16 protein-coding genes are annotated in these 23,285 nt (G+C 42.6%); 9 read left to right on the plus strand and 7 right to left on the minus strand.

Annotated elements, in window-relative coordinates; translation table 11 throughout:
- Positions 1-12: 12 nt before the first annotated feature.
- Entirely contained in the window at positions 13-1,962 is a 1,950-nt protein-coding gene (locus AADY36_RS00285) for a family 43 glycosylhydrolase (protein ID WP_342408356.1), read from the plus strand.
- A gap of 57 nt (positions 1,963-2,019) precedes the next feature.
- Entirely contained in the window at positions 2,020-2,244 is a 225-nt protein-coding gene (locus tag AADY36_RS20855; protein WP_446728731.1) for a pentapeptide repeat-containing protein, read from the plus strand.
- A 470-nt stretch (positions 2,245-2,714) separates the two neighbouring features.
- On the opposite strand, the gene AADY36_RS00290 is transcribed toward AADY36_RS20855, so the two are convergent.
- The 5 genes from AADY36_RS00290 to AADY36_RS00310 form a co-directional block, all read right to left on the minus strand.
- A complete protein-coding gene (locus tag AADY36_RS00290) occupies positions 2,715-3,110 on the minus strand; it encodes a DUF4019 domain-containing protein (protein WP_342408357.1) in 396 nt (131 codons plus the stop codon).
- 174 nt (positions 3,111-3,284) lie between these two features.
- A complete protein-coding gene (locus AADY36_RS00295) occupies positions 3,285-3,719 on the minus strand; it encodes a DUF4019 domain-containing protein (protein WP_054562990.1) in 435 nt (144 codons plus the stop codon).
- A gap of 511 nt (positions 3,720-4,230) precedes the next feature.
- Entirely contained in the window at positions 4,231-4,650 is a 420-nt protein-coding gene (locus tag AADY36_RS00300) for a hypothetical protein (protein WP_054562988.1), read from the minus strand.
- A gap of 130 nt (positions 4,651-4,780) precedes the next feature.
- Positions 4,781-8,200 (minus strand): LamG-like jellyroll fold domain-containing protein, encoded by a 3,420-nt coding sequence (locus AADY36_RS00305; RefSeq protein ID WP_342408358.1) that lies wholly within the window; start codon positions 8,198-8,200, stop codon positions 4,781-4,783.
- 353 nt (positions 8,201-8,553) lie between these two features.
- On the minus strand, positions 8,554-9,516 hold the full coding sequence (locus AADY36_RS00310) for a glycoside hydrolase family 43 protein (RefSeq protein WP_054562986.1): 963 nt from the start codon (positions 9,514-9,516) through the stop codon (positions 8,554-8,556).
- A gap of 608 nt (positions 9,517-10,124) precedes the next feature.
- On the opposite strand from AADY36_RS00310, the gene AADY36_RS00315 reads away from it, so the two are divergent.
- The 4 genes from AADY36_RS00315 (at position 10,125) to AADY36_RS00330 (ending at position 17,508) form a co-directional block, all read left to right on the plus strand.
- Positions 10,125-12,941 (plus strand): TonB-dependent receptor, encoded by a 2,817-nt coding sequence (locus tag AADY36_RS00315; RefSeq protein ID WP_054562985.1) that lies wholly within the window; start codon positions 10,125-10,127, stop codon positions 12,939-12,941.
- Between the two features lie 271 nt (positions 12,942-13,212).
- The gene (locus tag AADY36_RS00320; protein WP_054562984.1) at positions 13,213-14,550 is read left to right on the plus strand and encodes an MFS transporter; all 1,338 of its coding nucleotides are present in this window, start codon (positions 13,213-13,215) and stop codon (positions 14,548-14,550) included.
- Between the two features lie 77 nt (positions 14,551-14,627).
- Positions 14,628-17,072 (plus strand): glycoside hydrolase family 127 protein, encoded by a 2,445-nt coding sequence (locus AADY36_RS00325; RefSeq protein ID WP_342408359.1) that lies wholly within the window; start codon positions 14,628-14,630, stop codon positions 17,070-17,072.
- Between the two features lie 10 nt (positions 17,073-17,082).
- The gene (locus tag AADY36_RS00330; protein WP_054562982.1) at positions 17,083-17,508 is read left to right on the plus strand and encodes an FKBP-type peptidyl-prolyl cis-trans isomerase; all 426 of its coding nucleotides are present in this window, start codon (positions 17,083-17,085) and stop codon (positions 17,506-17,508) included.
- Positions 17,509-17,592: 84 nt separating this feature from the next.
- Here the strand turns inward: AADY36_RS00330 and AADY36_RS00335 are convergent, their stop codons facing one another.
- A complete protein-coding gene (locus tag AADY36_RS00335) occupies positions 17,593-18,567 on the minus strand; it encodes an arabinan endo-1,5-alpha-L-arabinosidase (RefSeq protein WP_236702910.1) in 975 nt (324 codons plus the stop codon).
- 133 nt (positions 18,568-18,700) lie between these two features.
- On the opposite strand from AADY36_RS00335, the gene AADY36_RS00340 reads away from it, so the two are divergent.
- Positions 18,701-19,729: a glycoside hydrolase family 43 protein gene (locus tag AADY36_RS00340; RefSeq protein ID WP_054562980.1), complete on the plus strand. Its 1,029-nt coding sequence runs from the start codon at positions 18,701-18,703 to the stop codon at positions 19,727-19,729.
- 43 nt (positions 19,730-19,772) lie between these two features.
- Here the strand turns inward: AADY36_RS00340 and AADY36_RS00345 are convergent, their stop codons facing one another.
- Positions 19,773-21,401: a sodium:solute symporter gene (locus AADY36_RS00345; RefSeq protein ID WP_342408360.1), complete on the minus strand. Its 1,629-nt coding sequence runs from the start codon at positions 21,399-21,401 to the stop codon at positions 19,773-19,775.
- A gap of 261 nt (positions 21,402-21,662) precedes the next feature.
- On the opposite strand from AADY36_RS00345, the gene AADY36_RS00350 reads away from it, so the two are divergent.
- Together AADY36_RS00350 and AADY36_RS00355 are read left to right on the plus strand one after the other, a co-directional pair.
- The gene (locus tag AADY36_RS00350) at positions 21,663-22,385 is read left to right on the plus strand and encodes a FadR/GntR family transcriptional regulator (RefSeq protein ID WP_054552285.1); all 723 of its coding nucleotides are present in this window, start codon (positions 21,663-21,665) and stop codon (positions 22,383-22,385) included.
- A 45-nt stretch (positions 22,386-22,430) separates the two neighbouring features.
- Positions 22,431-23,210: an SDR family NAD(P)-dependent oxidoreductase gene (locus AADY36_RS00355; RefSeq protein WP_054562977.1), complete on the plus strand. Its 780-nt coding sequence runs from the start codon at positions 22,431-22,433 to the stop codon at positions 23,208-23,210.
- Positions 23,211-23,285: the final 75 nt, after the last annotated feature.

Raw genomic sequence — 23,285 nt, forward strand, 5'->3', positions numbered from 1 at the left:
AGGAACACAATCGTGAAAACAACAAAGCTTAAAAGCGCAATGCAAAAGGCTGGCTTAGCCAGCGTATTTGCCTTGTCGTTTGGTGCACTGACTGGTTGTCAGACTACAGCTGAAGACAACACAGCTAAGAAAACTGACGTGGCAGCCACAGAAAAAGCGCCAATCCAAGATAATGGTATTTTTACCAACCCACTTTTTCCTAATGGCGCCGATCCATGGCTTGAGTATTGGGATGGTAACTATTACCTAACCACAACAACATGGACATCTGAGTTAGTGATGCGTAAATCACCAACACTAGCTGGCCTTGCTGATGCAACACCTGTCAATGTTTGGTCTGATTCAAACCCTGAGCGCTGTTGTAACTTTTGGGCGTTTGAATTCCATCGCTTAAAAGGGCCAAACGGCTACCGTTGGTACATGATGTACACAGCGGGCACTGATGGCACTTTAGATAACCAACACTTAAATGTATTAGAAAGTGCTGGTGACGATCCTATGGGTCCATACGAATACAAGGGTGCATTAATGCCTAACGTATGGAATATCGACGGTAACTACTTAACATACAAAGACAAGCTATATGTGATTTACTCACAATGGCAAGGCGATCAGCAATTAAACATTATCGCTGAAATGGAAAACCCGTGGACACTGAAAGAGAACTCACCGCATACAGTGATCACGCGTCCTGAGCTAGATTGGGAAATCAGTGGCCGTAAAGTAACTGAAGGGGCTGAAATTTTACAGCACAATGGTCGTACGTTTATGACGTACTCAGCAAGCTTCTGTAATACCCCAGATTACAAACTAGGTATGCTTGAGCTTGTTGGTGACGACCCACTTAAAGCGATCAGCTGGAAAAAATACGACAAGCCAGTATTTGAGCGTACAGAAGAAGTGTTTGGGCCTGGTCACAACGGCTTTTTCACATCGCCAGACGGCACCGAAGATTGGTTAGTTTATCACGGCAATGATTCGGTAGAGCACGGTTGTAGTGCGACTCGTTCATTACGTGCGCAAAAATTTACTTGGAACGACGATGGCACGCCAAGCTTTGGTAAACCATTAACACCAGGCGTTGAAGTAGCTCCGCCATCAGGTGAATACGGCCCACTGGTAACGCGAGTGCAAGGTCAGCGCTACCAATTAGTGAATGCAACAAGTGGCTTATGTTTAGACATCGCAGCTGATCCACAAGATGCACGTGCTGTGCAACGTCAGTGTGCAAGCACCAATGGTCAATGGGTGATTGATGCAACAACAGATGGTTTTGTTCGTTTAGCTAACCGTGAAGACAGCAAGTTCTTAGAGCTTGAAAGCTGTAATGACGCAGATAACGCTAAAGTACAATCTGCAGCATGGCGTAATAACTTCTGCCAGCAATGGAAAGTAGCACCAAGCACAGATGGTAATGTATCTATTACAAACCGTTACACAGGCAAGCCTTTAGCGGTTGCTGGCTGTTCTGCTTCACAAAACCAAGCGGTTTTACAACAAAGCGACGCAACTGCGTGTGGCGACTGGCAATTACGCCCTATGGGTAGTGTTGTAGTATTAAGCCAACAAAGTGGTAAAGCACTTAGCGTAGCAGATACGGTTAAAGCGGGTACCAATGTTGAGCAACAAGCTTACACGCATAAAGATGCACAACAATGGTTCTTCACACCAACAGATACAGGCTATGTAAGCCTTAAACAAAGCGCTGACAGCGAGTTCTGTGCTGCGGTAGCTGATAACGCCTTAGTACCAGGTGCCAACGTAGAGATGGCTTCTTGTGCAGCGAAAACAGCACAGTGGCGCATTGCTCCAGTAGAAGGTGGTGGTGTGATGCTTATCAACCGCTACACAAAACAAGCGCTTGGTTTAAGTAACTGTGGTTTAGCTGAAAACACTAACTTCGCACAACAACCTGATTTAGGTAACAAGTGCCAAGTGTTCCATCTGCGTGAACCAAATTAAGTTATAAGTAAAAAATCGACTCAACCAAAGCCACTTCATTTATGAGTGGCTTTTTTTGTGGCTGTCAGCTGCAAGTTAGCGAGGGTAAAGTTAGCGAGAGTAAAGTTAGCGAGAGTAAAGTTAGCGAGGGTAAAGTTAGCGAGGGTAAAGTTAGCGAGGGTAAAGTTAACGAGGGTAAAGTTAACGAGGGTAAAGTTAACGAGAGTAAAGTTCCAAGCTGAGCGGTGCGGTTGTTTTGTGTGGCGTACCTCTCAGCACTTGCCCTTCTCATTCTTCGGGTAGGTTGGTTTGAGCGAAGCGAAACCCAACATAATCCATCAAAACCTTTTCATGCCCTACATTGCATACAAAACCCCACGTGTTGTTGTAGGCGTGAAATTTATTTCGCGCGATGTCTTGGGAGTTGTCAGCCTTCAGCTGTCAGTTTTTAGCCGGGCGGTGGGGTATGTTGGTGATATGTCTGTCTGATCGTAGGGTGTTGATTTCATGACGCGCCAAGCAAGCGTGACGCCTACCATATTACTTGCCCTACCCATTCTTCGGGTAGGTTGTTTTGAGCGAAGCGAAACCCAACATAATCCATCAAAACCTTCTCATGCCTCTGCATTGCATATAAAACTCCACGTAGGAGGTACTTTAGTGCCGAATTTTGTCCATCACACAATCTTCACGGCTAAAGCTGTTCTACAATGCAATCCTAGAACCTAGAACCTAGAACCTAGAACCTAGAGCCTAAAACCTAAATATAATCCCTAATTAATAAAATAACCGATAGGTTGCCACTGGCCACTACTTTTGCTGAGACTAATTGTTTCGATGGCCTGCTCTTTATTCATAAATTGGCTTTGAAACTGAATGATTACGTATTCACCATCAGGAAGAGAGGGTAAAGAGTCATAATTCATCAGGCTTAAATTCTTACGTAAAATCACCTTACCAAGTGGTACTCGAACTTGTTTTAACGCTTTACTCCAGTTGCTTTGTGGCATCGCTTGTTTAAATAATGAATCTGCTTGCTGCCAACTTTGCTGATACTGACCGTTGTCGATTAACGCAAGCCAGCTTTTAGCGCGATGAATAACTTCGAGCTCCTCAGCATGTGCACAAAAGCAGCGTAAAAAAATGATTAGTAAGAGCGTTTTTCTCATAGCAATTCCATTTACTTGTTGTTTATTGAATTCGTCTTTAAGTGTTTTTATGTTTCGGCGACGAACAATAAATACTATTCATCAATTGTGCGGTTTATTTTCCCGCAGATAAGCATTTTAACTGTCGATAAATCTTACAGCACAAAACTCAAGGGCGCTTTGCGCTGCTCTAAACTAATCGATCAGATAACCTAATGGATGCCAGCCATCGGCGGCTTTGCTTAGGCTGAGCGTTTCAACTACTGCCTCTTTATTCATAAACTCGGTTTGAAACTTGACCACTAAATACTCACCATTTGGCAGACCGGGTAATGAGTCATATTTTGCTGTGCCAAAATAGGTGCGAGACATAACTCGGCCTAAAGGAACGCGTATTTGATTTAAGGCCGTTTGCCAGCGAGCTTTGGGCGTGGTGCTTTGAAAGACCTGATCAGCTTGCTGCCAGCTCTCGTGGTATTCTCCAGAATCAACCAAGGTTAACCATGCTCTCGCTGTTGAAATAGGGCTTGTTTCTTCAGCTGAGGTGAAAAAGCACACCAATAACGATGCCAGTAAAAACAGTTTTTGTAGCGTAAATCCATTTACAGAAAGTAATAAAATTTGACGCATAAGACGCCCTCACTTCGTTCATAGGGTGAATTCATAATACGAATGAGTTGGTTGATTTCTATACTGAAAAAGTACTGGGGAAGGCTTTTTAGTGGGACTTAAGTGTTGTTTTTTATTTTAACGATCTTTGCAACTGAGTTCGTAAAGTGGCGATGTAGATTAAATTGTTAAGTTTATACTGTTGATTTATTGAGCAAATTAATTCGTTTTAACAGCTGCTAAATGTAACGACAATGACCCTAAATAGCACTTATTTTTACTGCTAAGGAAGTTTCGTATTTGCGTGCTCGATATTTCAGAGCCCGCATAGTTACTGGGTTTTTGACCCTTTTTTGGGTTTTTTTAGAGAAGTTAGCGAGTGTAAAGTTGCAAGAGTAAAGTGAGCATGAAAGGGAGTTAGTAAGGGTAAAGTTGCAAGAGTAAAGTGAGCATGAAAGGGAGTTAGCAAGATGAAAGAGACAAGAGTAAAGCTTGAGACTTAAAGCTTATAGCTCAAAACTTACAGCTTCCATCACACCAGTACACTCATCAGTACACCAGGATCGCTAATGCCTGCTTCTTTTAGCGCATCGCTAATTGATTGGCTAAGAGTCATTATTTGCGTTTGAATTTCCATAACCATCTTGGTCTGCGTTTCAACTTGCACTTTTACAGCTTCATCTTCTTGGTTTTTGAGCGCTTGCAGTTTGGCTAATTGCTCTTTGGCAAGTTCGAGTTGTTCTTTGAGCTTTTCGAGTTGCTCAACCATTTTGCGAATATGTGCGGGGAGTTCGCTAGATACTTCTTCTTTTTGAGCGGGCTCTACTTCACGACCAGAGAGTTTGTTCATCTCTTGGCTGCTGAGTTTGTAGCCTACTTTTGAGTTGGTATTACTGACTGCTGTATCTGCGTTTGAGATAGTTAACGCACTTGCTAATGAGTTAATAGCCATAATGAGAGCGATGAAAGTGAATGATATGTATGTATCGGCAAGGGGTACTAAAGCTTTAGAAAAAAGCCGGGTTTTCACCCGGCCTTTCCAGACAACAAATAGTTGAGGTGAGGCAGCTCACCTCACTTTGTTACTCTTGTGCAGCAGCTGCATCAAAGAGTGCTTTTACTTCTTCAGCGCTAATCGCACCGTTGAAAATTTTCAGTTCATCGATAGCACCGTTATAAGGTGTATCCCAGTAGTTAACACCGAGTGCAAACTCATTTGTTTCACCAGGAACCGTGAATACACGCGGGAAGCCATCGGTTTCTAGCTGTAATTCACCGTTAACATACATCTTCAACACATCACCGTTCGTACCATCAACAGTGAATGCAACATGTGTCCATTCTTTTGCTGGAATACGGCTATCTAGTTCTGCATTATCGAAGAAGGCACCGTTATTTGCCCATAAACGAGTTAGGCCTGTACCTGCCATAGATGGCACATAACTTAACCAAGAGCCTGCACTTGCACCTGCGAAGAACGCTGTAGTGTAATCAGTGAAGGTTTCAGGTTTTAACCACATAGATACTGAGTAATCATTGGTCGTGATTAAGTTATCCGGTAGACGAACACCTGAACCTTCAAGGAATACTGCTTGACCCATGATACCGTCAACAAAAGTTACGTTACCACCAGTGTTGTTGATAAAACCACCCGTTGGTTTACCCGCCGCGTATGCGCCGTTTAATGCACTTAAGTCACCTTCGAAGCTGTATTCAGCAGGTGCAAGTGATTTTAAGGTTACATCGAATGACTTAGTATCAGTAAAGTCTTTGTACTTAATAGTTGCAGTTAATGTCACTACTTGGTCGCCAGCAGAGGCGCTAGGTTGTGTCACAACAGCTGTACCATTAACCGGTTTTAAGTACTCTTCGTTGTTTGACGTCCAGCTAATACCAGATACAAATGGGCCTACACGCGGTAACTCAAAGCTTTCACGTACTGCCGATACATCACCTAAATCAAGCGCATCAGTAATGAAGCTCTCGAATTTAGTCGGATCTGTCAGGTTATTGATAGCCGCACCATTAATGTCTAGACCGTTTAGCGCGTAGTCATAAACGATGAATTCATCAATTTGACCTTGGAAAGGTAAGTCCCAGCCGTAGTTCACACCAAGGGCAAAGTTACCTGTTTGTTCGCTAAAGAAGTCAGGGCGAGGCATCGAACCTGCACGTACACCATCACGATAAAGTGTTGCAGTGCCATTAGCATAAGTGATGGCAATATGATTCCAATCCATTACCGCTGGAGAGTCAGAAATGATTTGGTTCCACATATCTGTGCCATCATCAGCTAAATAACGGCTCCAAAGCATCGGTGTTGACGTAAAGTGTGTACTACCTGGGATCAAGCTCATCCAACGTGCATCAGACGTTGATGCGAAGAATGTAGGCGTGAAGTTAGTTAGTACTGTTGGCTTAAACCAATAAGAAATAGTGTACTCATCGCCTGTTACTAGCTCATCAGGTAAACGAACACCCGTTGCACCATCAAAGTTAAATGCTTTACCTGTCTGACCTTCTGCGTATGCAGCTGTACCAGCACCTACATTTAACATGTTGTTATCTGTTACACCCGCATCATCAAGGTTACCTAAACCATCACTGAGTGAATCTTCAAATGCATAGTGTGCAATCGCATTTTTAAACTCTGGGCGCGCTTCTAGATTTACATTAAATGTTTTGGTTGTGCTCTCGCCGTTTAAAGAGATATTAGCCGTTAAAGTAACCGCTTTATCACCGCGATCTGGCGTTGGAATGAATACTGAGCCTTCACTGGTGATGTAGTATTCATCACTGCTTGCCCAGTTAATTGCAGCACCGTCTTTACCTTTGGTTGGTAATGAGTAGCCTTCGTCAGCGATTGATAATTCAGTTTTGATATCAAGTGCTTCTTGAACAGTGCCCAGCACGTTTGCAGTATCCGTAATTTCATCACGTTTACTTGCCCAAATGGTAGCGCCTTCGCTTGATGTAGCTGATACAGTTACAGCCATTGCTTTAGTTGCATCATCCCATTGCCATTTAGCCACGCCAAAGTAAGTACCAGAATCTAACTCAAGTTTAATATTTGAGTCATCAATCATGTACCAGATACCTGGGTCATCACCCGTTACTGAGTGATCTTCGTTCAAAGCAATATGCATTGAGCGAATAGCATCTGTATTTACATCATTGCCATGGTTGATAAATTTGTAATAGCCGTAAAGCTCATCTGCCACAACCATGTTGTCGCCTTCAAGCGGTACATAGCGCTGCGGTGAAGCCATAGGCCAACCTAACGAGTTAATGAACATTTCATGTACGCGAACTTGGTGCGCTTCTGAAATGGTTGGGAACTCAGTAGACGTTTGTGGGAAACGTGTATGCGTTACTAAGATATGACGACCTGTCGCTTCATCGTAGTAAGCAGAGTTATGACCTGGTGATTGGTAGCCCCATGCAGGTGCTGTTTCGCCAAGTTCTTGCGTGTACTCAAAGCCGCCCATTAGTTTTTCGCCGACCTCTAGGCCGCCGATAGCTGCAATGTCATTACCTGCATTATCTAGGTAAGGACCATCTGGTGTTTTAGAGCGAGCAACACGAATGTTGTAGCCACCATTAAGATCAAAACCAGCAACAGAGAAGAATAGGTAGTAGTATTCACTTTCTGGGCTGTACATGACAAATGCACCTTCCATTGCACGGAAGTCACCGCCTACTAGCTTTTTACCATAGCCTTGACCTGCTTCTGGCATACCTGTTTCTTCGTCCATTGCTAGCACGAAAATACCGCCAGAGTATGAGCCGTAAACCATCCAAAGTTTGCCATCAGCATCATAGAAGGCTGCAGGGTCAATGGCGTTAGGATCAACGGCACCATTCCATGTTGTTTGGCCATTATCAAGTGGGTAAGCTGCAAACTCCGCTTCTGTACGATAACCGCTGCGTAAAAAAATACCTTTGTTTGTATACGGACCTTCGATATTGTCAGCTTCAGCTAAACCAAGATAAGAGCGGTTCCAGCATACTTCATCAACAACATCTGGTGTATCTGGGTTATCTTGTGCACAGTGGTTATAGTAGAACCAAAATTTACCATTTGGCGCTTTGATTACATCGGCAGCCCAGTTTCCTGTAAAACCGTCTGTCCATTCAATACCTTCGGCAATTTCACCTGTGTAGTTGTAATCAAATAATGGGCTTTCATTAACGGCTGCGTTAGCTGAAAGGCTCGAAATCATTTCCCAGTTTAAGAGATCAGTTGATTTAGCGGCAGCAAGGTGTGAACCAAAAATATAATAAGTGTCGTCAACTTTAACGACAGAAGGATCGTGCACGCTTACATTGGTAACCATTACGCTACCTGATTCAGTGTATTCAACACTGCTGCTTACTGTCGGTTTTGCACTTTGCGGGTCGGCAACCGCTGGTGCTGTGTCAAGCTTAGTGCCATCTTCTTTGCCACAACCTGTAACAGCCAAAGAGCAGGCTATGACCATGGCTAATTTATTTAATTTCATTTTATGTGTCCTCTTGAAACTGGGATTCATTTTTTTATTCGATTGTTGTCAATAAAATTGCCGCGTGCCTATATCAAACTAATAAGAACGTAGTATTGTAATTTTATAGTACGATTTAAAATGTGCAAATACTTTTGCAAAGGTAATTGATATGTAAACACGAAGTGTCAATGTTTACAATGTGTACAGCGTGATTTTAATTTTTTCAAGTTGCCAGTTTTGGCGCTTTTTTCGCTGTTTTTATTCTTTTAGGGAAGTTTTTACTTATCTGAAAGTGAGGATTTTCCGGTAAATTTGCTTATTTGTATTACATTTGAGCACTAAAAAGGGCTCTTAAAGAGCCCTTTTTGAGATTACTTGTCTTGTTTACTTAGACCTTCAGTGGTCATAATAATACGTTTAAGTGTGCCATCTTCGTTGTAATAAAGCGGCTCAATCGCCACTGAGCGACGAAAACGCCCGCCACTTGGTTTGCCATCAATCGGTGGTACAGCACCAGTATGGTAAATAAAGTAGTCTTTACCTTTGTATTCGATAATTGATTGGTGATTGGTTTCGCTGTTACCTGCGATCTCATTCAAGATACCTTTATATTCCCACGGGCCATGAATGCTTTTACTCATGGCATAACAGATCTTCTCAGGGAACTCACATGCGTACGATACATAGTAGTTGTCGTTTTTCTTGTGAACCCATAACGCTTCGGTAAAGTTAGGTAAGTCTAGCGTTTTAATTTCACCATCAAGAGAGAGTAAATCGTCGCTAAGCTTTACGTATTTTGGCATTAAGTTACCAAAGAACATGTAAGTATCGCCGTTTTCTTCTGTATATATAGCAGGGTCGATGTCGTCCCAATCATTTGGCGTATGCTTGGTCATGTCATCGGTAACCAGTGCATGGCCAATTGCATCTTTAAATGGACCCGTTGGTGACTTAGAAGTTGCAACACCAATTGCAAAACCTGGTTTTGTGTCGTTGTGGCGAACGGTTGTAAAGAAGTAGAAAGTGCCATCACGCTCAATCATGTGTGAAGCCCATGCTTCACCTTTAGCCCATTTAAAGTCTGTTGCTTTCATGATTGGGCCGTGTTTTTTCCAGTTCACCATATCTGTTGATGAAAAGGCTAACCAGTCATGCATTTCAAAAAACACGTCATTATTAGGTGCTTCATCATGGCCTGTATAAAGGTATACGGTGTCATTGTGAACAAGTGCAGCAGGGTCTGCAGTAAATACATCGGTAAATAATGGGTTTTGTGCAACAGCTAAGCTGCTCGAAAAAAGTAATGGTAGCGCCAACGCTTTCAATTTCTTCATGAGTGTCCTTATTAACTAATAATTGTTGTTTGAACTGCAGCTTTTTCAACCCAGAGCTCGCTCTAACTCGCTCTAAGTGGCCAGATAATACACAGTGTACGCCTGATTATACTGAGTAACTGATTGTTTACATCGAAACAAACCAGTAAAAGTGCAGCAAAAAATAACTCTATATTGTATTATTGTATTTTAATCATAGTAGCATCAAAATACGCAGGGTAAATAACTTGTTAGCCTTTTTTGTTGCTCTGGATGAGTGAAAGACAAATTAAAACAAGCAAACGAATAATCGCTAAGTAGCTGATAATAATGGGTCTTAATAAATTCCCAAAACAAAAACGCAGCATGCTTTGAGTTTGTAACATGTTATAATTGCAACGTTTTTTGTAAACATAATGGCAGTTATTTTAATTTGGCTTTTAGAGTTGACTGTTAAATAATCATACAATATGATTAAAGTTCAGGCAGCAATGTATTAACATAAAAATATAGACACACTCGCGCACCGTTTTGACAACACACGATGCACAATGCAGTGGTCACTCTTCGGTAACTGAATGGGGAAAGTTCAGCGGACCGATATAACTATAATTTGGAGAACACCGCTTATGTTTAAAAGAACACACATAGCCAGTGCTGTAGTTATGGCATTTACCTGTCAATTTGCTTTTGCACAGGAGGAAGCACCAAACACTCCTGAGAATAACGTCGATGAGATGGAAGTTATTCAAGTATCAGGTATTCGCGGCAGTTTAAACAAAGCGTTAGATGAAAAACGTGCAAGCGTTCAAATCGTGGATGCAATTGTTGCTGAAGATATTGGTAAATTCCCTGATAACAACGTAGTTGAAGCATTACAACGTGTAACGGGTGTACAAACAACTGGCCGTGGTGCTGGTGAAGTAAGCGCGGTTTCAATCCGTGGTCTTACTGATGTTAATACCACAGTTAATGGTCGCGCTATTTTTACAGGTGCGGGTCGTGATGTGGCGCTGCAAGACATTCCTGCAAGTTTACTTTCAGGCGTAACAGTTTATAAAACCCGTTCGGCGGACCAAATCGAACGCGGTATCGCAGGTGCGATTGATATTAAAACTCACCGTCCTTTCAACTTCGAAGGTGAAAAAGTTGTTTTAGCGGCACGTGCGATTTACTCAGATCAACCAGATGAAGTTGATCCAAATATTAGTGCATTACTCTCTAACCGTTGGGAAATCGATGGCGCTGGTGAATTTGGTGCACTTTTCAATATTTCTTATGCTGAAACACATTACCGCGATGACACCATCACAGCGGGTGCTGCATTCCCATTCTTTACTGATAAACCACAGTACAACTACTCACCGTATTCACGTGTTCCAAATGAATTCTGGACTCAAGGTACTGAGTTAGGTCTACCTACTGCGGCTGGTTCTACTTTAGACGTAAATGGTGAGCCAACTGAATACCTATTAGCACGTGATGCTATTTTTGGTACTTCATTCACCGGTCTTCGTAAGCGCCCGGCAGCGTCTGTATCTTTACAGTGGGCACCAGATGAAACCCTAGAAATCACAGCTGAAGGTTTCTACACAGGTTACGAAAACGAATCGCAAAACGCGATGTGGTTCTCAAATACGTTTGAAAACGGTAACGGCTTCATTGAAACACCAACTGTGTTTGATGGCACTAACGTAGTTAAAGAAAAGCAAGCGATTGGCGCTGGCGGTTTCCAAAGTGGTGACTTTTCATATGGTAAAACAGATAGCTACTTATATGCGCTAGGTGCAGAGTGGCTAGCAAGCGATTACCTAACCATTAATACAGAAGTTGTTTACCAAGACAGTGAGTACGAAACAGATTTCTTCGCAATGCGTTTTGATCGTGTAGCGACGGGTCTTGACGTTGATTTTAATGATAAAGACGGCGTACCAGGCATCGCGTTTTGGGATGATCCAAACACAGCGGTAAACGAAGCAGATATGGCTGCTATCGAAAACTGGAATGCAGGTACTATTTATGACAATGGCGGTGGTAATGCCGGCGATGCACTAACATTCACATTTGATGCTGAATACCTAATTGGTGGTACTTATTTTGATAAAGTGAAATTCGGTGGTCGCTACGAAAAACGAACTGCGCAAGAGTACACACGTGGTCAAGATACTGGTATTGCAAACACATCTGTGGCTAGCTTAATTGAGCAGCTAGCAGCAGCGGGTGCAGCAGGTGATGGTTCTGGTATTGTGTTCCAAGTTGATGATTATTTCGATGGCCGTGCTGACGTATTCGACAGCTTTGTAACTGCTGACGGTGGCTACATGCTTGATAACGGCGATGCTGTTCGTAGCGTATATGGCCTTGAGGCTGAAGATGTATACAAAACATTTGATATCGAAGAAAACTCATACGCGCTATATGCCACAACTAACTTCTTCTTAACGGAAGATATTAGCGGTGAGTTTGGTTTACGTTATGTAAGCTACGAGCAAGATATGGACTTTGTTGCTGAGTCTGGCGGCATGAACTCAAATGTATTTGAAGAAAGCTCAGCAAGTGCTGATAGCAGCGCATTACTACCAAGCTTAGTACTTAACTGGAACATCACTGATGATGTAGTGGGCCGTGTAGCGTACACAGAAACATTACGTATGCCTAACTTTGCTGACTTAAACGCGCTGCAATACTGGTACGATCCTTTAACAGAAGGTGCTACATACGGTACAGGTAATGGTGGTAACCCAGAGCTTAAACCAACAGAATCAAAGAACTATGATGTATCACTTGAATGGTACTTCGCAGATACAAGCTCACTTTACGCGGCTTACTTTAAGCGTGAAATAGAAGGCTTAGTTGTTGCGGGTCGTAAGCAAGTTGTGCGCGAAGGCGATGATGGCGTAACACGCCCATATGTATTAAGTGCACCAGTGAATGCTTCAAACGGTGAACTGTCTGGTTTAGAAGTTGGTTTAGTTTACTTCCCAGAAAACTTACCAGAGTACTTAAACGGCTTTGGTGTGCAAGCAAGCTACACCATGCTTGACTCAGAGCAAGATACACCTGAATTCAATGAGTTAGGTGAAATCTCTGGTTATGTTGATTCACAAATGGCAGGTGTTTCTGATGAATCGTACAGCATCGTAGGTATCTACGAGCGTGATTCATTCGACATGCGTTTATCATATGTATGGCGTTCTGAGTTCTACACAGGTAACGAAGCGGCAATCTTTGCTAACCCGATTCAATTCTGGAATCGTCCAGAGCAAAGCTTAGACTTCCAATTTAGCTACAATGTGAATGATGATTTAGTGGTTACTTTTGATGCAACGAACATCCTAGATGACGTATATCAGAGCTACTACGGTGAAGGTAACGACAACCTATTTAACTTTGGTAACGGTATCTACTCACGTACATTCGCACTAGGTGCACGTTATTCTTTCTAAATTTCTTTTATAGACCTAAAAACCCCGGCTCTGCTGGGGTTTTTTATTGGTTTTTATAAACCAAACCATCGGTCGAAAAGAGTTGCGATTTAATAAGTATGATAATACTATTAATTAGATTAGCATTAAATTTACAAAAATAACGAACGCAATGGCCAAGCTGTGTAATATCTAGGGCTATAAATTTATTTGATACGCAATGTTGAAGCTTTTTAGCATTGCTTGAAATAGTGAGCGGCGGCTCATTATTGACCAATTAGGGTGTTGTTGTATGGAATCTCAAAAGTTATCCGTTGTAGAAAAGGTCGGCTTTGGCGCCGGCGACATGGCAGTAAATGTCATGGTTGCAGCGTTATTCTATTTTATGTCTTTCTTTTACACCGATATCTACGGGCTTGATCCGGTTGATATGGGTGTGTTGTTCTTAGTGGCGCGTTTTGTTGATGCCTTTACTGATCCATTAATGGGGGTGATCACCGACAAAGTGAAAACCCGTTGGGGTCAGTTCCGTCACTGGTTCTTATTTTTATCTGTTCCATATGGTTTGTCGGTCGTACTGTTATTTACCACGCCTGATTTCGACTACAACATGAAGTTAGCGTGGGCTTATGCCACTTACTTGTTTGCGACCTTGATGTTTACCGGTGTTGCTATTCCTTATATCTCTTACATTGGTGTATTAACTGCCGATCCTAAAGAGCGTTTGTCAGCCAATGGCTACCGTATGTTCTTCGCTAAGATTGCCAATGTAGTGATCGTATTTTCAGTGCCGCTACTTGCCTCATATTGGGGAGATGGCAGCTTGTCGTATGGTTATAAACTGGCAATGGCATTGGTATCGGCATGTGCCGTAGCACTATTTTTGTTTTGCTTCTTTACTACTCGCGAACGTATTACCCATGAGCCACAAACCGAAGGCGTACTTACGCAATTAAAAGTACTTATTAAAAACGACCAATGGTTACTACTGTGTGCAGCATGTGTGCTTGGTACGCTTGGCTATGCGATTCGTGGCAGTGTTGCTATGTATTACGCAACCTATTACTTAGGTGTACCAGATTTAGCCGGTGCCTTTACCAGTGCAGGTATTGCAGCATCTATTGTCTCAATGGTGGCAAGTACGTGGATCACCCAGCGCTACTGTAAAATGAAGCTATTCCGTCAATCACAAATTGCCGTGCTATTTATTTCATTACTAATGTACTTTGTAGTGCAGCCTGGCGATGTGATGACGGCGTTTGTGCTTTATATCATCTTGTCATTTGTGGTTGATTTACATGCGCCAGTGTTCTGGTCTGCAATTGCTGAAGCCGTTGATTACGGTGAAATTAAAGACGGCGTTCGTGCATCGGGTCTATCATTTGGTGGTATTTCATTCTGCCAAAAAGCCGGGGGCGGTTTAGCGGGCTTAGCGGGTGGTTTATTACTGGCATTTTTTGAGTACAAGCCTAACGTTGAGCAAACTGAATTTACCCTTATGGGCTTAGCACTGATGCTAACTATCATTCCGGGTGTTTTCCACGCCTTACTAGGTCTGATTTTGAAAAAATACAAAATTACCGATGAGTACTATACGGATATGGTTATTCATAAGCGCCTACCAAAATAACCACTCTTTAAACGCACACACTAAATAAGTGTGTGCGCTTTGCTCTTTAAAATAATAATTCGCTGGGAGACAACAGTATGAACACATTCAAGGTTAGCTATTTAGCAAGCGTTTGCGCTGCAATATTAACTGTTAGCGGTTGCAGTGAAATGCCAACAGACAGTAAACAAGCCGCTTCAGTGGAGCATGCTGAACATACCAGCGAACAACATTTATTTGCCCTAAATCAAGTAAGTTTAAGCGCCAGCCCGTTTTTACATGCGCAGCAAACGAATGTGCGTTATTTATTAGCTCTTCATCCTGATCAGTTGCTTGCTCCTTATCTGCGTGAAGCAGGTCTTGAGCCAAAAGCGCCTAACTATGGCAACTGGGAAAGTACTGGCCTTGATGGCCATATTGGCGGTCATTATCTTTCAGCCTTAAGCCTTGCGTGGGCAGCCACAGGTGACGAAGAATTAAAGCAGCGTTTAGATTATATGCTGAGTGAGCTGGATCGCGCCCAGCAAGCCACTGGTGGTTACTTAGGCGGTATCCCAAATGGCGATGAAATGTGGCAGCAGATTGAAAAAGGTGAAATCAAAGCCGATTTATTCAGCTTAAATGACCGCTGGGTGCCTCTTTATAACATCGATAAAATCTTCCATGGCTTGCGTGATGCATACGACGTTGCTGGCAGTGATAAAGCCAAACAAATGCTATTTAAGTTAGGTGAATGGTTCTTAGCGACCACTGCTAAGCTAACTGATGAACAAGTTCAACAAATGCTGTATTCAGAGCATGGTGGCTTAAATGATGTGTTTGCTGATATGTACTTTATTAGTGACGATGAGCGTTACTTAAAACTAGCCCGTCAGTTCTCTCATAACATCATTATTGAACCCTTATTACACAAAGAAGATAAGTTAACTGGCCTGCATGCAAATACGCAAATTCCAAAAATTATTGGCATGTTGAAAGTAGCAAATGCCAGCGATGATAAAGCATGGCAGCAAGGTGCTGACTTTTTCTGGAAAACAGTCAGCCAAGAGCGCTCAGTATCAATTGGCGGTAACTCGGTACGTGAGCATTTCCATGATAAAAGTGATTTCACGCCAATGGTTGAAGATGTTGAAGGCCCAGAAACCTGCAACACTTACAACATGATGAAACTTAGTAAGTTATTATTCTTAAAAACCGGTGATACGCGTTATTTAGACTATTATGAGCGCGCCACATATAACCATATTTTATCGTCACAACACCCAGAGCATGGCGGTCTTGTTTACTTTACCTCAATGCGCCCTGGGCATTACCGTATGTATTCGTCAGTGCAAGATTCAATGTGGTGTTGTGTAGGCTCAGGTATTGAGAATCACAGCAAATATGGTGAGCTGATTTATAGCAATACCGGTAAAGAGCTATGGGTAAACTTGTTTATTCCTAGCACGTTAAACTGGCAACAGCAGGGTTTGCAAATCACGCAAGAAAGCCAGTTCCCAGATGATAACAAGGTCTCACTGACCGTGAATCGTTTGTCTGAGGGGCAAAGCACTGAGTCGGTGATTCATATTCGTAAACCGTCTTGGCAGCAAGGTGAGCTGAGCTTTACTTTAAATGGACAAGCTGTAAGCGCAACCGAAAAAGACGGTTACTACAGCATCAGCCATGCTTGGCAAAGTGGTGATAAGCTTGCCTTTGAACTTAGTCCTAAGCTTTATACTGAGCAGCTACCTGATGGTCAGCATTATTACTCTGTGATGTATGGGCCTGTTGTAATGGCTACCAAAGTACAAGCATTTGCAAATGAGCAGCTTAACTTTGTTGCTGACAATAGCCGCATGGGCCACATCGCCGCTGGGCCAACTTGTCCGCCAGAGGCTCTTCCAATCATGCTGAGTGAGCCAGAACAATTTATTGCCGATCTCACTCGTAAACCGGGCCAAAAGCTCGCATTTATCGCCGATAAAAATGTGGCGATTGCCAAGCAAGGTATCGATAACACTAAGAGTACAGAGCTAATTCCGTTCTTCCGCTTACACGATAGTCGCTATCAAGTGTATTGGCCTCAGCAAAGCGAAGCAGAGTTCACGCAATTTGTTGCCGATGCAAAAGCGGCTGAGCAAGCGAAAGAGCAGCTTCGTTTATTAACCGTTGATCAAATTACGCCGGGTGAGCAACAACCTGAAGTCGAACACGATTTTAAAGGTGAAGGAACCCGTGCAGGTGTTAATAATGGTCATCACTGGCGCGATGCGACAGGTTGGTTTGAATATCAGCTTAATAACCCAGAACAAAAAGCGGTTGCTTTGCGTGTTCGCTATTTTATTGGCGATGTAGATCGTCATTTCTCTATTAATTTAAATGGTGAGCAATTAGCTGCAGTTAGTTTGCCTGTAGGCAAACCAACGGATGAGTTCTACACCATTGATTACCCATTAACAGAAGCAATGAAAAAGTCGAAAACGTTGACCTTACGTTTTACTGCCGACAAAGATTCTGTTGCCGGTGGTATCTATGGTATTCGTTTAATCAACGCACAATAAAGAGTTGGCTATGTTAAGCAACAATGTATTTGCGACGGCTAAAGAGCATGTTTTACCGTCGCTTTTAGATAACAGCGCAGAGCAACACAGTTTTTACCAAACCCCGACAGGACTTGGTTATCGAGTGATTGAGCAAGGTCAGGGGGATAAACCTAGTTGGGATGCCACTGTGACTGTGCATCAACGCGTTACCCTTACAAATGGTCGGGTGTTGTTTGATACTCGAAAGCAAGGTGCTGCTGTAGAGTACGAAATTGCAGAGGCGATAGTGGGCTTGCAAGAAGCATTGCAATTAATGAATAAAGGCAGCCGCTTTGAGGTGCTAATACCTGCGCATCTTGCACGTGATGTGTACAGCGCATTTATTGAAGAAAAGCATCAGCAAGGCTGCCAAAGCCCCATGCTCGTTGATATTACCTTGGTTGATTTTAGTTAATAACACCTACTTTCAACCTCAAACTAGGTCATTAAAGCAAATAAAAAACCTGCAATTTTGCAGGTTTTTTTGTGTGTTGAATAATTACTTTTTAAGTTTGGTTTTAAGCTTATTTAGGTCGGCTGGGTTAACAACCGGCCAACCGTTTTTCCAACTCATAGGTAAAATACGTAGTTTTTGCACGCCGTTATCGGCTGTTTCGTAGGCGTGTAATACTAAATAGTCTTTGCCATCAAAGGTGTACGCAGCATTATGACCAAGAGCTGCCCAGTCTTTATTACCTTCAATAACTAAACTGCCACCGCCATCAACCATAGAGCGACCTTGTTGATCTAAGTATGGGCCTTCGATGTTTTTGCTGCGACCTACGCGTACGTTGTAAGTACTCTCTACGCCACGGCAGCATTTATCAAACGAAACAAATAGGTAGTAATAGCCATTCTTTTTAAAGATATAAGGTGCTTCAATCGGGCCATGTTCCGTGTTTGGGCGACTCGCAATGTGATGCCACTTTTCAGGTTTTGCTAAGCGCACCATGTCATCATCAAGTTTTACTAGTTTAAGACCACCCCAGAACGAACCAAAGCTCATCCACGGTGTGCCATTGTCATCTTCGATTATTGCAGGGTCGATAGCGTTCCAATCGTCACGTTCAGGCACTGATTCAACCACTATGCCGTAGTCAATCCACTTGTAATCAGGTGATGATGGGTCAAGTGTTTCATTAACCGTTACACCAATTGCCGAAGTGTTTTTGCCGAATGCAGAGACTGAGTAATAAAGGTAAAACTTACCATTTTTCTCATACACATCAGGTGCCCATAAGTGGCCATCAAAACTTGGTGAAATACGCTTTGCCCAACTCGGCTCATCTTTAAAAACGCGGCCTGTGAGTTTCCAGTTGGTTAAATCTTTTGATTCATAATAGGTAATACCAGGGCCTGTGCTAAATACATAGTACGTATCGCCTTCTTTGGTCATTACCGGATCATGTACTTCAACTTGCTTTGCAGATACGGCTGCGGCAGAAAAAAGTAGCCCTGTTGAAAGCCACTTCATTGCGTGTGTCACCTTACTTACGGGTCTCATGCTTGAATACCTTTTGTTTTTTTAACTCTTGTGTTCATTCAGCTACTATATAATATGTAATACAATATTAACAATAAAATCGAGACGAAATACAGGACACATTATGCTCAAAAAATTATCTCGGCTAACGCTTCTTAGTGCGTTAAGCGCCTCGTCATTGTCAGCCCTTGCTGATGCTAATAGTAGCAAGACTTTAGCGCCAATTGATAACCCCATTGTACTCAAACGGGCTGATCCTTGGTTAGTTCGTGATGATAAAAGTGGCTGTTACACGTTTATAGGTAGTTCGCCGAAATTTGATGAAATTGAGCTGCGCCAAGCTTGTCGTTTAAACGATTTAAAATTAGCTGAGCCGAAGGTTATTTGGCAAAAGCGCGATAAAGGCCCAATGAGTGTCAATATTTGGGCCCCTGAGCTACATCAGATAGATAGCAGTTGGTATATCTACTTCGCCGCAGGTGATATCGAAAAGCCGTTCAGTATTCGCATGTATGCACTTAAAAACGACAGTGCTAATCCGATGCAAGGTGAGTGGCAAGAAATGGGGCAAGTAACTAGTCACCTTGATAGTTTTTCGCTTGATGCCACAAGTTTTACGCACAAGGGTAAGCGTTACATGATTTGGGCGCAGCAGAACCAGCCTGCAACTTATAACTCAGCTTTATGGTTAGCTGAAATGGACTCACCAACATCAATTAAAGAACCCATTATCGCGATTACTGAGCCAACCCTTGATTGGGAAGTGCAAGGCTACAAGGTGAACGAAGGTGCTGCAGTCATCACCCACGGCGATAAAATATTTGTCACTTATTCAGCCAGTGCCACCGATCATCGATATGCGATGGGTTTGCTATGGGCAGATGTGAATGCTGACTTACTTGACCCAGCTAGCTGGCATAAAAAGGCTGAGCCGGTGTTCACCACCAATGCTGAGTTAGGTCGTTTTGGCCCTGGGCATAACAGTTTTGTAAAAGCTGAAGATGGTGTAACCGATTTAATGATTTATCACAGTCGTGACTATAAAGAGCTGAAAGGGACACCGCTTACAGACCCAAATCGCCATGCGCGAGCACGCATTATTACGTGGGATAAAAACGGTTTTCCAGTGTTCTCACCAGAACTCGCTGATTAAAAAAGGGCGCCAATTGGCGCCCTACAACTTTGGGAACGAACGATTACCAGAAGCGGTAGTAAATAAAGGCAGTAATACCAATAATACCCGCGGTATGAATGTAATCCCACTTATCTAAGCCGGCAGCTACTTCTTTCATGGTTGCTTTATCTAGGCTTGAGAAAGTAAGACCTTTCAATTGTTCTTCGTCTGCTTGCTTGGTGAAAATACTCACCACAATCATAATCGCAACGACCACGACAAATAGCAGAATACAGTAATATAACCAGTTCATCGTGGTGATCCACGCAAATGATGAACCTGTTAAATCATCTTTAAATGGCAGTAACACTAAGCGGATCATACCCAGCACAAAACCTGAAACTAAGCCCACAAAACCCGCTGTTGGAGTGATGCGTTTACTACATAAACCGAGTAAAAATACTGCTGCAATTCCCGGTGCAATAAGAGACTGCACACTTTGCAGATACTCATAAAGCACATCGGCAATTAAGCTCATGACGGGTATCCACAGAAGACCTAATATAACAATAACGATAGTGGCAATACGGCCTACTTTCAGAAGGTGCTTCTCAGATGATTCAGGTTTGAATTTCTTATAGAAATCAATGGTAAACAAGGTTGCTGATGAGTTAAATAATGATGCTAAAGAGCTCATAAGAGCCGCTACTAAACCACCGATTACAATCCCCTTTACACCGGCTGGTAATAGCTCAGCAACTAAAGTTGGGAAAGCTTGGTCAGCACTTTCATAGCTAATAATACCTTTAACATTCAATGCGTATGCAATCATGCCTGGTACTAAGAAGATAAATACAGGAAGTAATTTTAAGTAACCAGCAAACATGGTACCGCGACGGGCTTCTTTAATGCCTTTTGCAGATAAAACACGTTGTACGATGTATTGGTCGGTACACCAATACCAAAAACCAATAATGAATGAACCAAATACAATGCCAGGCCATGGGAACTCAGCATCTGAAGCACTACGAATAAGGTGCATATTAGCATCATTGATACGCTCAACTTCAGCCCAGCCACCTACTTTATCTAGTCCAACAACTAATATGACTAAGGAGCCAATAATGAGTACAGGGGTCTGCAACACCGAGGTCCACATAATGGCTTTCATACCGCCAAGTACCGTATAAATACCGGTGATAACGACTAGGCCAATAGCTGAAATCCAGAAGAAATCGATGCCCCAAATGCTCTCAATACCTAAGATTGTTTTAAATGCGATGCCGCCAGCATAAACCGTTACCGCAACCTTGGTTAATACATAACTAATCAATGAGATAACAGATAAGAAGGTACGTGATTTAGAGTTAAAGCGGCGCTCTAAGAATTCAGGCATGGTGTAGACTTTACTACTCCAATAGAAAGGTACGAAAATCCAACCGAGCAGTAGAATGATCCACGATTGCATCTCCCAGTGAGCCAGTGCCATACCCGATTGTGCACCTGAACCTGAAAGGCCCACTAAATGTTCCGAGCCAATGTTCGATGCGAAAATAGAGGCACCAATCACTAACCAACTTGCATTACGACCCGCTAAAAAGTAATCAGCGGTGTCTTCTTCTTTTTGTCGCATAGACATCACGACAACGCCTAGTAACAGGACGAAGAATCCTGCTAGCACTGCCCAGTCTAAGGTACTTAGTTCGACCATCGTGTGTTCCACCTAATTTTGAAAGAGAATTTTGCTTTTTTAGTTGTTGAATAAAAATATTATATTATAAATAAGCTAAGTGAAAGAGATTTGTTAAAATAAGGTGACAGTCTGTAGGTGAAATGGTGACTGTATTGTTCGAAATACAGACACTTGTATTAGGTCGTTTTTTGCTTGTTATTGATTTTAATCAATTATTTCCAGGATGACGGAATAGCTTTATAGATGTATCATATTACTCAGATCTTTTGAGGAACACACATGGCGCGTTTAGAAAATTTAAACCTATCACAACAAGTTACCAATGAGCTTGGTAAAGCAATTATTGTTGGTGATTATAACACTGAAACGGGGCTACCAACCGAAGCACAACTTTGTGAAGTGTATGGTATTAGCCGCACAGCTGTTCGTGAAGCAGTGAAAATGCTTGCTGCAAAAGGACTGATTTCTTCTCGTCCACGACAAGGTATTCGTGTTGAGTCGGCGGAGAACTGGAACTTATACGACACAAGCGTATTAAAATGGTTGTTGGAAAGCAGCCCATCACTTTACGTACTTAAAGAATTTCTACAAGTGCGCTTGGCGATTGAGCCACAAGCAGCAGCACTTGCAGCAAGAAAAGGCGACCAAGCAGCCATTGCTGAAATTAAAATGGCACTCGATAAAATGCAAGCGGCTGCAGAAGAGCCAGAAGGCGTAATGCATGAGCCAGATCTTGCCTTCCACACAGCAATTTTACATGCCAGTGGTAACCGTTTTTTCTATCAATTACGTGATTTTATTCGCACCGCATTACATGTGAGTATTCAACATACTACACCTGCTAAGGGCAATAAAAAGGCGATCGCTGAAGAGCACTTTAAAGTGTATAACGCGATTGCGAGCGGTGACCCTGAGCGTGCTAAAAACATGATGACGTACATGATTGATGAAGCAATGGCGTTTATTGAAAAAGAAATCGCTGATAAAGAAGCGGCTCAATAAGTATCACTTTTTGACGTTGTAATTACTTTAAAACAAAAGGTTATCATGCCAAATTCGAACGAGCTAAAAACAGTTTACCCAAGCCTTGCTGGTAAGAGTGTGTTTATTACTGGTGGTGCATCGGGAATTGGTGAAGTAATGGTAACGCGGTTCTGCGAGCAGGGCGCGAAAGTCACCTTTGTTGATATTGCAACTGAGCAAAGCGATGCGTTATGCGCTAAATTAGCGGGTAAATATGAGTTTGACCCGCAGTTTATCCATTGCGATATTCGTGATGTTGAAGCCTTAAAAGCGGCCATTGAGCAAACTCGTCAGCAACAGGGTGACATTGGTGTGTTAATTAATAACGCAGCTGATGACACCCGTCATGCCGCTGAGAATATGGATGTGAAATATTGGGAAGACAAGTTTGCAGTTAATTTGCGCCCGTGTTTCTTTTCATCGCAAGCTGTGGTTGAACAGATGCAGCGTTTAGGTGGTGGTAGCATTATCAATATGGGGTCGGTAAGCTGGCGTATTAAGCAAACAGGTATGCCAGCCTATACAACCGCAAAAGCAGGGATTGAAGGTTTAACCCGTTCATTAGCTGCTTCATATGGTAAAGACAATATTCGTGTGAATTCACTGGTTCCGGGTTGGGTGATGACAGAGCGCCAAATCACTCATTGGCTAACCCCAGAAATGATTGAAGATGTTCGTTTAAGTCAGTGTATTAACGAAACAATTCAACCAGACCATGTGGTAAACGCGGCATTGTTTTTGGCCGCTGATGACAGCCGAATGATGACAGCACAATCATTGATAGTGGATGCAGGTTGGACATAATTTTGCGAAACAATCGTAAGATAACTAGCTTGCAATAAAAATTTTTACATAATTCAAATGATACTATAATAATAA

The sequence above is a fragment of the Pseudoalteromonas sp. D15MCD-2 genome (assembly GCF_038562745.1).
Classification (GTDB): domain Bacteria; phylum Pseudomonadota; class Gammaproteobacteria; order Enterobacterales; family Alteromonadaceae; genus Pseudoalteromonas.